Origin of the sequence: Photobacterium piscicola, from assembly GCF_046058925.1 — a bacterium.
Taxonomy (GTDB): domain Bacteria; phylum Pseudomonadota; class Gammaproteobacteria; order Enterobacterales; family Vibrionaceae; genus Photobacterium; species Photobacterium piscicola.
On record NZ_CP175535.1, the window covers coordinates 245,298 to 259,598 of the forward strand.

12 protein-coding genes and 1 pseudogene are annotated in these 14,301 nt (G+C 38.1%); all 13 read right to left on the reverse strand.

Annotation, left to right across the window (positions count from 1 at the left end; all coding sequences use genetic code 11):
• Positions 1-21: 21 nt before the first annotated feature.
• Positions 22-1,029, reverse strand: a complete 1,008-nt coding sequence (locus ACJZU6_RS15835; protein WP_408901361.1) for a substrate-binding domain-containing protein — start codon at positions 1,027-1,029, stop codon at positions 22-24.
• 32 nt (positions 1,030-1,061) lie between these two features.
• The gene (gene rbsK, locus ACJZU6_RS15840; RefSeq protein WP_408901362.1) at positions 1,062-1,979 is read right to left on the reverse strand and encodes a ribokinase; all 918 of its coding nucleotides are present in this window, start codon (positions 1,977-1,979) and stop codon (positions 1,062-1,064) included.
• Between the two features lie 172 nt (positions 1,980-2,151).
• Positions 2,152-3,168, reverse strand: coding sequence for an aldose 1-epimerase family protein (locus tag ACJZU6_RS15845; RefSeq protein ID WP_408901363.1), 1,017 nt, complete (start codon positions 3,166-3,168; stop codon positions 2,152-2,154).
• 53 nt (positions 3,169-3,221) lie between these two features.
• On the reverse strand, positions 3,222-4,544 hold the full coding sequence (gene fucP / locus ACJZU6_RS15850) for an L-fucose:H+ symporter permease (RefSeq protein WP_080155478.1): 1,323 nt from the start codon (positions 4,542-4,544) through the stop codon (positions 3,222-3,224).
• A 95-nt stretch (positions 4,545-4,639) separates the two neighbouring features.
• A complete protein-coding gene (gene rbsD, locus ACJZU6_RS15855; protein WP_327762157.1) occupies positions 4,640-5,059 on the reverse strand; it encodes a D-ribose pyranase in 420 nt (139 codons plus the stop codon).
• Positions 5,060-5,428: 369 nt separating this feature from the next.
• Positions 5,429-7,144, reverse strand: coding sequence for an NAD-dependent malic enzyme (locus ACJZU6_RS15860; RefSeq protein WP_080155475.1), 1,716 nt, complete (start codon positions 7,142-7,144; stop codon positions 5,429-5,431).
• A gap of 261 nt (positions 7,145-7,405) precedes the next feature.
• Positions 7,406-7,747, reverse strand: a complete 342-nt coding sequence (locus ACJZU6_RS15865) for a hypothetical protein (protein ID WP_408901364.1) — start codon at positions 7,745-7,747, stop codon at positions 7,406-7,408.
• Positions 7,748-7,961: 214 nt separating this feature from the next.
• Positions 7,962-8,069: pseudogene (locus ACJZU6_RS15870) on the reverse strand (twin-arginine translocase TatA/TatE family subunit); the annotation flags it as partial.
• A 1-nt stretch (position 8,070) separates the two neighbouring features.
• A complete protein-coding gene (locus ACJZU6_RS15875; protein ID WP_107275948.1) occupies positions 8,071-8,343 on the reverse strand; it encodes a hypothetical protein in 273 nt (90 codons plus the stop codon).
• A 125-nt stretch (positions 8,344-8,468) separates the two neighbouring features.
• Positions 8,469-9,164 carry a response regulator gene (locus tag ACJZU6_RS15880; RefSeq protein WP_408901365.1) on the reverse strand — a complete coding sequence of 232 codons (696 nt, stop codon included), beginning with the start codon at positions 9,162-9,164 and terminating at the stop codon, positions 8,469-8,471.
• The gene (locus ACJZU6_RS15885) at positions 9,157-10,623 is read right to left on the reverse strand and encodes an ATP-binding protein (protein ID WP_408901366.1); all 1,467 of its coding nucleotides are present in this window, start codon (positions 10,621-10,623) and stop codon (positions 9,157-9,159) included. Before ACJZU6_RS15885 ends, ACJZU6_RS15880 begins: the two co-directional genes overlap by 8 nt.
• Before the next feature lie 107 nt (positions 10,624-10,730).
• Positions 10,731-12,593: a potassium transporter Kup gene (locus ACJZU6_RS15890; RefSeq protein ID WP_408901367.1), complete on the reverse strand. Its 1,863-nt coding sequence runs from the start codon at positions 12,591-12,593 to the stop codon at positions 10,731-10,733.
• Between the two features lie 244 nt (positions 12,594-12,837).
• Positions 12,838-14,301 (reverse strand): MFS transporter, encoded by a 1,464-nt coding sequence (locus tag ACJZU6_RS15895; protein ID WP_080155469.1) that lies wholly within the window; start codon positions 14,299-14,301, stop codon positions 12,838-12,840.

Genomic DNA, 14,301 nt, shown 5'->3' on the forward strand with positions numbered 1-14,301 from the left:
AAGTCGAAGCTATTACTTATTCTAATTGACTATTTTGACACTGTTTCGAGTCACTAATGTAGGCTCAATTTGAATCACTTGTGTTGCACTTGCCTGATGATCTAAACGGGTTAATAAGGTTTCAACCGCGGCCTGCCCCAAGCGATACTTTGGTTGGTGAATAGTCGTCAACGCTGGCGACATAAATTTAGCAATATGAATGTCATCATAACCAATCACAGATAAATCATCAGGAACACGAATATCACACTCATTAGCCGCATTCATCACCCCTAATGCCATCATGTCATTAGAGACAAAAATAGCACTTGGTAGCACACCATGTTGCTTCATTTTCATAAAGGCATCATAGCCACCTTCACATTCAAAATCGGATTCAATGATCCACTCAGCATGAAAGGTTAAACCCGCCTCATTCATCGCTCGTTTATAACCTTCATAACGCATTTGAGCTTGATGTCTAATCAATGGTCCGGTTATACAACCAATATCAACATGACCTGATTCAATCAAATATTGGGTTGCCATATAGCCGCCCCGTAGAGAATTATCTTGAATCTTGTCGCTAATAAACAACATCGGTCCCCAATCCATGACTACAACGGGAATATCAGGATATTGTTCAAAGACATCAATACGTTCACCTTCTAATGATGAACACATTAAGATCAACCCATCAACCCGCTTTTGTAATAAGGTATTGATAGATTCACGCATCCGTTGGTGATCACCTTCGGTATTACACAAAATAAGGCTATACCCATTTTGATAACAACTACGCTCAACACCTTTGACGACTTCACCAAAAAATGGATTAGTTGATGTTGTCACCAACATGCCAAATGTTTTAGTGCGATTAACTTTAAAACTACGCGCCAACACTGATGGCCCGTTATAATGCAGTTCTTTTGCCGCGTTATTAACCCGCTCTGATATTTCATCACTAACAAAGCGGGTTTTATTAATAACATGGCTCACCGTGGATGTAGAAACCCCAGCTAATTTTGCGATATCTTTCATCGTAGCCATGTTGTTGATCCTTGGTGAATAATTACGTTTATTTATTGCTGTGCAAGAAAATCTTCAACCTCTTTACGGGTTGGAATTGATGTTTGAGCACCAAAACGCGTCACGGAAATAGCCGCCGCCGCATGAGCAAATTTGATTGCTGATTCTAAAGCTAAACCATCTAACAAACCAGTCACGAATGCACCGTTAAACGTATCACCCGCCGCCGTTGTATCAGTCACTTCAACGTTAAAGCCTGCAATAATATCTCCACGTCCATCCTGACTTAGCCATACACCTTTAGCGCCAAGGGTAATCATTACCGTTTTAATTCCCTTTGCATGCAGAATATTCGCCGCTTGTTGTGCACTTTCAGCATCAATAACCGTTACCCCAGTCAACACTTCAGCTTCGGTTTCATTGGGGGTGATCATATCCACACATGCTAATAATTCATCAGACAATACGCGCGCTGGTGCCGGATTTAAGATCACAATAGTATTTGCGTCTTTAGCAACTTGCGCCGCTTTTTCAATGCCACATAACGGCGTTTCTAATTGCATCAATAAATAATCAGCATCACGAATATGATCTAAATCAGCTTCAATTGCACTAGCTGTTAACTTTGCGTTCGCTTCAGCAGAAAGACAAATACTGTTCTCACCACAATCAGAGACTTGAATCATTGCAATACCAGTGGGGCAATTCGGCTCCATTTTTACGGCCGTAATATCAATGCCATCCATGCGGAAGTTTTCACGAATATTGATTCCAAATGAATCATCTCCTACACAAGCAATAAAGCCGATATCTGCATGTAAACGCGCAGCAGCCACCGCTTGGTTAGCCCCTTTTCCCCCAGGAATAACTTGATAATTACGACCGTGAAGCGTCTCGCCTGGGCGTGGAAAAGAAGGGACTTGCAGAACATGGTCAGCGTTAACACTACCTAATACCACTAACTTATTCATAGGATTTTCCTCGACTCTTTATGAGCCTTTCTAGTAGAACATAACAAAAATGGATGATTTTAATTTTTAGTTAAATAAACTATTAAAATAAAAAATCAAAAGCATCCATTTTACTCTCTCCTATCATCGTTAAATAACATTTAGGAGAGAGTAAACTCTCATTGATAACGATTTAGAACGATTGGCAAATACCCGTACGTACGCTAAAACAACGCTCTTCATTCGGTTGAAGATAAATCAAAGTACCCTTCTCTTTAGCGGCTAAGAAACCTTCAGGTCGACACGTTGCAGGCAATACAAATGCCGCAACTTGTTGATCACCACTGCACAATAACCATCGCGTCGCACAATTAAAGTCGTGGGTATCAAACTCAGTTTGCAGGTACTTATCAGCATCAATCTGCATCTTAAATACGGCTTTATCAACATAACGAGCAATATCATCCATGCAATACACCACTTCAGGATCATGCATTTCTGGTTGATCTAATATTGAAATCGGTGCTGATGTTTTCAAACCTTCGTTATATGCCAACCACTGTGATGTCGGTTGTACGTGCGCAGGTACACTTTCACGTAACATTAAAGCACTGTCTGGAATATTCTGCGTCATCACTGCATTTTCAACATATGTGGCGTTAATGTGACACATATACTGCAACGGCATATTCACAGAGGCAAGGTTTTTCACCGCCATGTTAATATCAAAAAGGCTGGCATCTTTATTCAACTGCACTGAAGGCGTCGCTAAATAGTGATCACCAAATCCCATTACATATTCATAAGAGCCTTTGATAACAACACTATCATTATCAATTTCTAACCACGCAGTATCCATTGTTGCGCAAGGCATTTCGCCATGTAATACATGATCATCTTGTGGCGATGGGCACCCCATACGAATCATGCCAGCATGAAAAGCAAAACACCCATAAGTTTCAACGACTGTTTTGGCAAACTTTGGTTCAGAGAACATATTTTTCATGCACAAATCAGTATTCAAAAACTGGGCATCCCAAATCATCTGTCCCATAAACGGTAATACGACTAAATGCCCTTTTGCATTTTTAATTTCAACAGCATGCACACCTGAATTATATAGAAAGCTATGGATCTCAAAATGTTCAGACTGAGCGATCAAGGTTCTCTGTTTCGTGAAATTTTCTTTATATAACGGTAAGGTAAACATATTTAATTCCTCCAAAAACTGACCACCCATGAGTGAGTGGTCATAACAGAACATTACGCTTTAGCAGCCACAAAATTGAATTGTTGTTTGTATTTCTTCTCATTCATGAAGTAAACAAATACCACAGCAAAACACAATGCACTTACAATGAAAGAAGACTGTAGACCAATATTATCGGCAAGTAGACCTTGAATCACAGGAATAGCCGCACCACCGATAATAGACATCACCACAAAACCACCCGCTGTTTCTGTGTAACGTGTATCAACAGATTGTAAGGTAGAAGCAAAAATTGTAGCCCAGCAAGGTGCAAACAAGGCTGACGTACCCACTGCAACCCAAACAGCGCTGAAATTAGGAATAAAGGTGACATACATCAAGCAAAGAAAGCCGATTGCTGAGTAGCCCATTAATACATTTTCTTGTGCCGTTTTAGTGAATAAGTAGTTTGCTAATAACTTACCTAAGAAGTACATAATGAAGGCATACAATAAGTAGTTAGCCGCATCATGCTCAACCATATTATGATCTAACTCTAACGCCAAACGAATGGTGAATGACCATACTGCTACCTGCATACCAACATAAGCAAACTGAGTCGCAATACCTTTAAAGAAACGTTTATTGCCCATTAAGTAAGACAATGTCTCACCAAACGATGGCTGATTATCTTTACTGTCTGTCGCTGCTTTACAGTTAGGGTATTCAGTAATCGCAATTAAGATAGCGATAGTTGCTATCACACCGACTAGCCATTTGTACGGTTCTAATGTTTGTTGTAATACTTGGTATTTAAATGCTTCAAGTTCAGGACCAGTTAACGTTGCCATCATATGACCAACATCAACACCTTCTTGGAAAATTAAATGTTTACCCAGTAATAAACCAATAATGTAGCCCATCGCATTGATCGTATGAGAAACGTTTAAACGTAATGTTGCACGCTCAGGCTCACCAATCATTGCAGAGTAGGTATTACATGATGTTTCAAGGAACGATAGTCCAATCGCAATACAAAAAATTGCGGCTAAGAACATGGTATATGTACCGGCATGAGATGCAGGGAAGAACATCAAACAGCCAAAAATATACAATGCTAAACCTAATAAAATCGCTAATTTATAAGAGGTTTTTTTCACAACCATCGAGGCTGGAATAGCCACTAAAAAGTAAGCGCCATAAAACGCTGACTGTACTAGTGCGGAAGCAAAATTAGACAGATCAAAAATTGATTTAAATTGCGTAATCAATACATCATTTAAAGCAGCAGCCGCAGACCAAAGCGCAAAAACTGATGATAATAATAAAAATTGGAATATCGGTGTTCTATTTAAAAAACCATCAGCATGTTGAATTGTATTATTCTTAATAAACATAATTTATCTTCCATAAATAATCACTCTAATCAAAGAGCATGGTATTTATTCTCTGTTGTCATAAAACAAGGCATCGATAAAAATTATTTTAGCGCTTAAAAAACGACACCGGTTTGGAAAATAACATTGGCATACGGTGTATATTCTCCTGTTCTCACAACCGCACGGCTTTGCGCTGTGCGTTGCTTAAATTCCTCATGAGATAAATATGAGATATGAATCGGTTTAGCTGTTGTTGTACTTTCTTGATCTAAAATAGCTAACAATGCTTGATGATGCTCAGGACTGACTTCAGCAAACTCAGCGGCCATAATAACCCCTTCAATTTGTGATTCAGATAGCATTACTTTCACGGTATCAAGAAAACTTGGTACGCCATGAGTTAACGCAAGATCGATGCGTTTCACATGTTGAGGTATCGGTAAGCCTGCATCACAAATAGTAATTTCATCTGTGTGTCCTAGTGTTGCCACAAGGTATGAAAGCTCTGCATTAATTAGCGTCGTTTTTTTCATTTGGTAGACCTTCTCGTTACACGTTATACCGCTCAAATTTTCTGTCTTAGAATTGATATTTTTAAGTGACAGAAAAACACATCGAAACGTTTCGATGTGAATAATAAACGGCCTCAGTAATTTCACCAGTGCGAAATAGATAAGGTGTGAGAATGATCGCTTTCAACGCAAATAAAAGACCCAAAATATCTATTTGGCTCACAGTTTCACCATCGAAACGTTTCGATAAAATAATAAAGCCATGAGATATAACAACGGATAAGTCCCAAATAACATAAAAACACTAATATAATGATTTATAAAATAAAAAAGCCATATCCAATCATGAATATGGCTTTCTTTATCTGAATATTTTATAAAATAACGTGCTTATACGCGTCGATAAGGTAAGTATACCGGTTCCCACATATGCTCAGATAATGCTTGCTTCAAATCTTTATCTCGTAAATGGCAACAAGCATCCGTTGCTTGCATCTGAGTTAAAATTGAATGAGCCACATGAACAGACACTGCTTTCAACGCACTAATACGAGGGTAAATACAACCTCTAGCAATATCTTCATCACTCACACACTCAGCAAGTGCATAAGATGCCGTAGTAAACATATCTTGAGTGATTTTTTCCGTTTGCGACACAATCGACGCTAATCCGACCCCAGGGAAAATAAATACATTATTGCCTTGTCCAATACGGTATTGATGGCCATTATATTCAACATCAGAGAACGGGCTGCCCGTTGCAACGATCGCTTGTCCATCACTCCAATGATAAATCGCTTCAGGGATAGCCTCACAATTAGCAGTAGGATTAGAGAGTGGGAATATAATCGGTCGTGGTGTGTATTCCATCATCTTTTGAATATGTTCCGCCATAAACGCGCCACCAATACCACTTGCACCTAATAATACCGTGACAGGATGATTATTAATAAGCTCGGTTAAACTTATTTTACCCAACTCAGCGGCATGCCACCCAGCAGAAATTGAACGTGATTTAGCATAACGACGTTTATAATCATCTAAACCATCACGATCATCAAACACCACACCTTGAGAGTCGAGAATAAAAATTTTCGCTCGCGCAGAATGATGAGTACAGCCTTCTTTTAGTAGCCCAGCATAAATCTGATCAGCAACCCCCACGCCACCAGCGCCAGCTCCATAGATCACATAAGTTTGATCCACTAAGCGCTCTTGCTTTATCTTACATGCCCCTAAAATACCCGCTAATACAACTGAGCCCGTACCTTGAATATCATCATTAAACGACGGCAAGCTGTCTTCATAATCACTCAGATTATCAAACGCATTGGCTTTACTAAAATCTTCCCATTGCAATACTGCTTTTGGAAAATGGCGTTTAACTTGTTGTACGAATGTTTTAATAAAGCGTTTATAGGCATCACCACGAAGACGTTTACGTGAAATACCCAAATACATAGGATCATCAAGCAACTCTTGGTTATCAGTACCGACATCTAATACTATCGGTAAACAATGTGCGGGGTGGATCCCTGCCCCTAAAGTATAAAGTGATAACTTACCAATCGGGATCCCCATACCGCCAACCCCCTGATCGCCAATACCTAAAATACCTTGGCTATCAGTTACAACAATAATTTTGATATCTTTGCCCATAAAATGACGAGACATCTCACCCATTGCACTTACGTTTTCTTCGGTAATATATAGCCCACGCGCTTTTTGATAGCGATGGCTAAATTCTTGGCAAGCTTTACCTACCGTTGGGGTATAAATGATGGGGGTCATTTCTTCTACATGACGTGAGAGTAACGCATAAAAAAGGGTTTCATTACGATCTTGAAGTGAGCGTAAAAAGAGGTATTTTTCAATATCAGTGGAAGCACTGCTAAAGCCGTCATAGACACGGTTAAGTTGATCATCAAACGTTTGTACTCGCGGGGGTAATAATCCCGTCAATTGAAAAGCATCGCGCTCTTCTTGAGTAAAAGCCGTACTTTTATTTAAAGTGCGATCATTGAGTAACTCGGTGCCCGTTAATGACACAGGACGAAACACTTTCCCTTGCGAATCTTTCCATCTGAGGTACTTACCGATAGTCATATTCTATCTCCGTGTATAACAACAATAGCCCACACACTTTATGATCACAGATAACCATAACGACTGTTATTCGTAATGATAAAGCCATAATATAAAATTAAGTGTATATCCAACCACTTTATAAAAATGTGAACAGCCGCATTTTTAACCATATTGATAGTTAAAAAACGTGAAAATGATATGTTTGTTATACAAAGAAACTAATCAATAAGATATCACTTGAATTTGTTGATCAATCACGATGATTACTTTTATTCAGTATTAAAGATTTTCGCGCCTAATCGCGACTTTATCACAACAAAAAGGCGTAATTTTTAGATTATCACGTGCCTGTAGATCGGCATCACTATAAAGTTGATATTTTAAACGCTGAAAAAAACCATTCTTATAATTAACATCAACAATACTGAGAATGGTCAATATCTGCTGAAATTCAATATATCTAAAATCATAAATCAACTGCAATTTATGTGATGAACTCACTTTCGCAGATCGAATATATTGGTTGGCCTTCAATATGGCTAACATCGCTTCAATACTCGCATTGGAGCCTGTGATATAACAACAACGATGATGAGGCTGTATAACGATTGAAGGTTTCATTCGTTTGACCTTATTGCCAATAAGATGCAATTAACAACAATACAAAAATCGCAGCAATAAACTTCAATAATAACCCCAAGCTTGCCCCGCCTTTTGGGGCTTTATTACAACAGCTCATCTTGACCTCTATTCACTATTAACGATGCTTGAGTTGCATCATAAAGGTTACATCGAGGGGAAGGTCAAGCTGGTAAAATTAAGAGCGTTACATCGCTACTGCGCAACCTAAATCACTGCCCCATGTACGCAACTTCTTAGTACCAAACAATAAAATAAAAATCACAGCAACGATCAGTAACTTACCAATACTAATTTCACTCATTTTAATTAATCTCTTGTTGTTCATTTTTAGATAGGTAACGTTCTTTAGCAGCAGCAATAACAAAAACAGCGGCAAAAAAGATACCAATCAACCATTTAGCTTCCATAAATTCAGGGAAATAATGGGTAATAGATAATTCAAGTAAAAGTAGCACTGAAAATATCTGTAAACCAACAATGGTCAATTGTAACCACGTCGCTTTGTTGTAAAGACTACGGGTTAACATCCATACAAAAAAAACCACAGCAAGAGCAATTTTCACTTCAATAAACACATTATTATCCTCAATTAGTCGGGCTAATTTGATGGTATAAATTTTAATCTAATGTTTATGTAAGGATTATTAGGGTAAATATAAAATTTTTATAAATAAAATACTGTTAGTGTTATTTAACCCACTTAATCATCATTAATAAGGCGATAACCGACCCCATTTTCAGTAATTATATATTGTGGTTGCGCGGGTGACGCTTCTATTTTATGGCGTAATTGCGCTATATGAATTCGAACATAATGCGCATGTTCAGTATAATTACCGCCCCACACTTCTTTTAGTATTTGCTTATGGGTTAACACCTTACCCATGTTCTTAGCTAACAAGGTTAGTATCTTATATTCCTTGGGCGTTAACTTAATTGATTCATCAAACCGTGTCACCGTTTGCATGGCAACATTCAAGATAACGTCACCGAACTGATATTGAATCACCTCTTCGCAGCTGGTGTTGGCGCTCATCCGTAATGCAACTCGTATTCGCGCCAGTAACTCTTCACTACCAAATGGCTTAGTTAAATAATCATTCGCACCAGCATCTAAAGCGAGTACTTTATCCGCTTCTTTATCACGGGCAGAAATAACAATAATCGGTATTTCAGTCCATAAACGCAATTCTTTAGTAAAGTCGAGCCCATCAGCGTCTGGCAACCCAAGATCTAATAATAGTAGATGTGGATTCCAAGTCGTGATTTGTTTCAGACCTTCCTGCGCTGTCTCAACCGTTTTAACCTGATAACCATGTCCTGTGGTTAAAATATCAAGAAATCGACGAATAGGTGCTTCATCTTCAATGATTAAAATCTTACTATCATTACTCATAAATATCCGTTAACTCATATTTTTCACAAGGAATTTTAACCACAAAGAGGCTACCACCACCCGATCGTGATAATACGCTAATCTCGCCATTATGAGCGGCAACAATTAACTGACAAATAGCCAAGCCTAAACCTGTCCCTTTTACTTTGACTTGCTCGGAGCGATAAAAGCGTTCAAAAATACGTAGTCGATCTACAGGAGCAACACCACACCCACGATCCGCAATTTCAATAATAAAATGCCCTCGCCGATAATCGGTTTTAATATCAATTATACTTCCAGCAGGGCTATATTTTGCCGCATTTTCAATAAGATTAGCAATAATCTGCTCAATTAAGGTGTAATCAAGTGAGACTAAAATAGTATCGCCACTTAATTTAATAGAATGTGATTTGATGACCTGTTCAACACGCTTAATTGCACTACCAATCACTTCTTCAGGCTCCACCCAGTCACACTTAGGGATTAATGTTTTAATACTATAACGACTAATATCAAGCAGCTTAGTTAAACTGCGATTTAAGCTATAACCCTCTTCTGCGATCGATTGTAAAAGCTCGTGTTGGGTTTGTTGGGGTAAATGCAATGTTGTATCGCTTAATGTCGTAGCAGAACCAATGATAGCCCCTAATGGGGTTTTTAAATCATGAGATACCGCCGCGAGTAATGTATTGCGCATTTGCTCTAACTGTGTGGCTTCTTTCGCTACAGTTAACGCCGCATTTGCTTCTGATCTGGCTAGCGACAAACTGATCAATGTACTCAAAATAGGATTAAAGACTTGCTCTGATAATGACTCAATCACTAACACGCCAAACATGCCAGATTGATCATCTAATGGATGTAGACTCAAGGTAGGAGAAATATATTCAACGTGTTGTTGTTGGCGACTCATAAAACGTTCAACTAAGGGTTGATAGAATATGTCACTGAGCTTTTCATGTGTGGTTAAGCAGTGTAGTTGCGGTGAGAATAACCATATCTGAGCCCGCATATGTAAATGCTGTTCGAGATGAATAATCGATGCCTTAGCAATAGCATGACTTTCATTTAATGCCGCAAGTACAGAGGCTAAATTATAATTACTGTTCAGCTCAGCACGTAAAATTTTATTTTCTCGTATTTTTTGTTGCTGCGACTGTGTTATTCGAACTGCAAATACACCACTAAATGCCATCACCGAAAAAGTAATAATATGTTGGTAGTTTTGAAACTTAAATGAATTATGTTCCGGTAACACAAAGAAATGAAAAGCAACAATACTCGCCGCGGTAATGACATATGCCATTCGCTTTCGAAGCAAAAAACCACTGATAATATTTAATAATAGCAATAACATTGCAGTATCAGTTTCAATAATAACATCGCGAAACGCGACCCCAAAATACGTCACTAATATATACAATAATAATAAAACACTGGCTTTTGCTACATCAAACCATGACAACGTGTTATTCATTTATTTCTCATTATTTCACAATCTCAATTCAATCTTATATGACACACAACAAAACGCTTATCTTTATTAATCAATTATAAAGATAAGCGTTATTATTCTTTACATAACTAAATTTCCACATGAACACCAATTTCAATCAATCTATCAGACGGTACATGTAATCGCTCTGACGTACGTAACGCATTACGACTTAACAAAATAAATAACCGCGCTTTTGTATCATGCCACCATGAAGTTGGTTTTACTTTTATTCGCTCTGATGACATAAAAAATAATGTATCCGTCGAATGTAACGTAAAACCATTACTACGAGAAACCGTATAAATTTGTTCAATATCCGGTGATTCTTGATACCCAACATAGACAATCATTTGCCAGAAAGTTGCCGATAACTGTGTCACTTCCATCCGTTTTAAAGGATGCACTCGTGGTTGATCTGGATATTTAAATGTTAATAACACATTCCGTTGGTGTAAAACCTCATTATATTTCAGATTATTGATTAATGATGACGGAACCTGAGCTTCATTTCGTGAAAAATAAACCGCCGTTCCTGAAGCTCGTGTCCACGGCTTTTGCTCAAGTTCACTTACCATTGCTTCTGCTGATAATGGCTGTTTTAAAAGTGATCCCAACCGCTGCCGTTCTAAATACCAAATCACCATCAATATAAACACCATTGAACCAATCGTTAATGGTAGCCAGCCGCCATCCATAAACTTTAATGATGTCGCTATAAATAATAAAGCATCATAAGTCAGCATCAATAATCCATATTGTAGTGTCATCAACCGCGACCACTGCCACAAATGACGCGCAACAACTAACGTAAATATCGATGAAATCAACATGGTTGCAGTTACAGCAATACCATAAGCTGCGGCTAAGCGTTCAGAACTACCAAAGGCCAATACCACTGTAATAACAAGAATAAACAATAATAAATTAGCTAATGGTACGTAAATCTGTCCCTGTGCTTGATGTGAAGTATGGTAAATTCGCATTGGAGGCAAATAACCTAAATGTACCGCTTGGCGAGTCAAAGAATAAATCCCGGAAATCACAGCTTGAGAAGCGATTACTGTTGCGAACGTCGCTAATATAATTAACGGTAGACGTAGTATTGTTGGCGCAAGTAAAAAGAAAGGATTTGAAGCAGTACTCGCATTCGCCAGCACTAATGCCCCTTGGCCAAAGTAATTTAACACTAGACACGGCATCACAATAAAAAACCAAGCAAGACGAATAGACTTAATCCCAAAATGCCCCATATCAGCATAAAGCGCCTCAACTCCAGTAACTGCCAGCACGACCACACCTAAAGTAAAAAGTGTCTTGATACCATGGTTAATCACAAACGTTAATGCATACCATGGATTTAATGCTAATAGAATTTGAGGATGAGCAACAATGCTGATAAATCCAAGTATACCTATACAGCTAAACCATAACAGCATGACAGGCGCAAACAAACGTCCAATACTGCCGGAGCCATATTTTTGAATCGCAAATAGAGCACAGATAATAGTAATGGTAATCGGAATGATCAGCGGTTGTAAATCATGATTAATAACGGTAATTCCCTCAACCGCAGAGAGCACCGACATCGCAGGTGTAATGATGGCTTCACCAAAGAAAAAACCAGCGGCAAGCATGCCTAAAAAGATAATGATTTTTTTACTATACTCAGGGGCTGCACTATGTGCTAATGCCGTTAACGTTAACACTCCCCCTTCACCACGCTTAGACGCTCGCGTAACAACAGCCAAATATTTGATAGAGACAGTAATAACAAACGTCCAAAAGACAAGCGATAGCACACCAAACACATTGGCAGAATCAATAATTAGCGCATGTGAGCCACTAAACATCGCTTTAAATGCATATAATGGACTAGTACCAATATCACCATATACAATCCCAACAGATAAGCACGTAAGTACTAATAATGACTGTTTTTGATTTTGCATAACATGTTACATATATGCATGCTTTTTATAACAGCAATACATAAAGCCTTGTTTCATTTAATAAGGCGAGCAGATTAACAAGGGTAATATAAAGTTAGGGTATATTTTCAAGCACAGAATATAAATAAAATATAAAGATTGATGGTTATTCATACAGCTTGTAGTAACCATCAACAATGTATAAATATAAAAAAAGCACCAGCCATTGGCTGATGCTTTAAAATAAATAGGATGATATCAGTGTTTACATACTTTCAATATTTCTGCCTGATGTTTCAAAACGGTACTTATGTGTTACCCATGCGCCAAGCAATGACGTGACCACTAAACACAATAAGAGCGTAAACACACCAATTCCATGTAATAGAATCGGAAATAAGAAAGCCGTTAAAATAGCACCAAATTTAGCAATTGATGCAGCAAAACCGGCCCCTTTAGCTCTGATTTTTACTGGAAAAACTTCACCCGATATCAAATAGGTTTGTGCATTAGGACCTAAATTATTCATGAAATTAAATAACATAAAACCTAAAAACAACATGTACATTTGATAATCACCATGCAATTTCACTGAAATTGCTGCACACAACAAACCAATAGCGCAACCAATAAAACCATAAATCTGAAGCTTCATGCGGCCAACAGATTCAGAAAAAATAATCGCACAGATAACGCCAACAATTAACAAGCAGTCAATAACAGCAGTACCTTTTGCTAAATAAATTGTATTAGCAATCGTGTTATGTAGTGCATCGCCCCCAGTTGCTTTATGAGGATCAAGCACTGACGCAAGAATCACTGGCGTAAAAATACCAATACCATAGGTACCAAGATCTTGAATAAACCAAGGGACCGATGCCAAAATTGTTTTGGCGCGATATTTTTCTTTAAATAACCGTTTGTATCCATGTAACCAAGAGGTTAATTCAACCTCGTCACACGGTGTATCTACAATTGGCATTGACGACTGTTGCGAACGATGTAATAACCGCTTAAGTGATGTTTCAGCGTCAGCTTTACGATTTTTAGACAAAAGCCAATGCGCACTTTCAGGAATAAAGAAACGTGCAATCGTAATCGCTAATGATGGAATCAAAGCAATAATATACATTAAACGCCATGCATTGATATCGTTAACATACGTCAATACAAAAATACCGGTTAAAATACCAAACAAAACACCAATAGACTGAAACGCAAACGCACCCAAAACCAACTTACCACGATTTTTGGATGGAATACTTTCAGATATCATTAAGTGCGCCGTAGGATAGTCACATCCTAAAGCCAAGCCAATGCCAAAGTTAAATACTAAAAGACTTAAATAAGAGTGACTTGTCGCCATACCTATCAAGCAGATAGAGAGTAAAGCCATCTCAATAATGAACATTTTCTTACGTCCATAAAGATCAGATAGCCCACCCAGAGCACTTGCTCCAATTAAAATACCAAACAGAATCGAGGAACTAATTATACCTTTCTGTAGCTCTGTTAAATGAAATTGTAGGGTTAATAATGGTAGGGTTAACCCCATCATAAAAACGATCATACCCTCAAAAAACTTACCAAATGTTGCTAATAACCAAATTCGCCATTGCACACGTGTCATTGACATTGAATATTTACTAGTAACTAAGTTACTTGTTGATATTTCATCAATATAACTCTGGATCGTATTTTGCGGTTGAATCTCTATTTTTTGATTCAT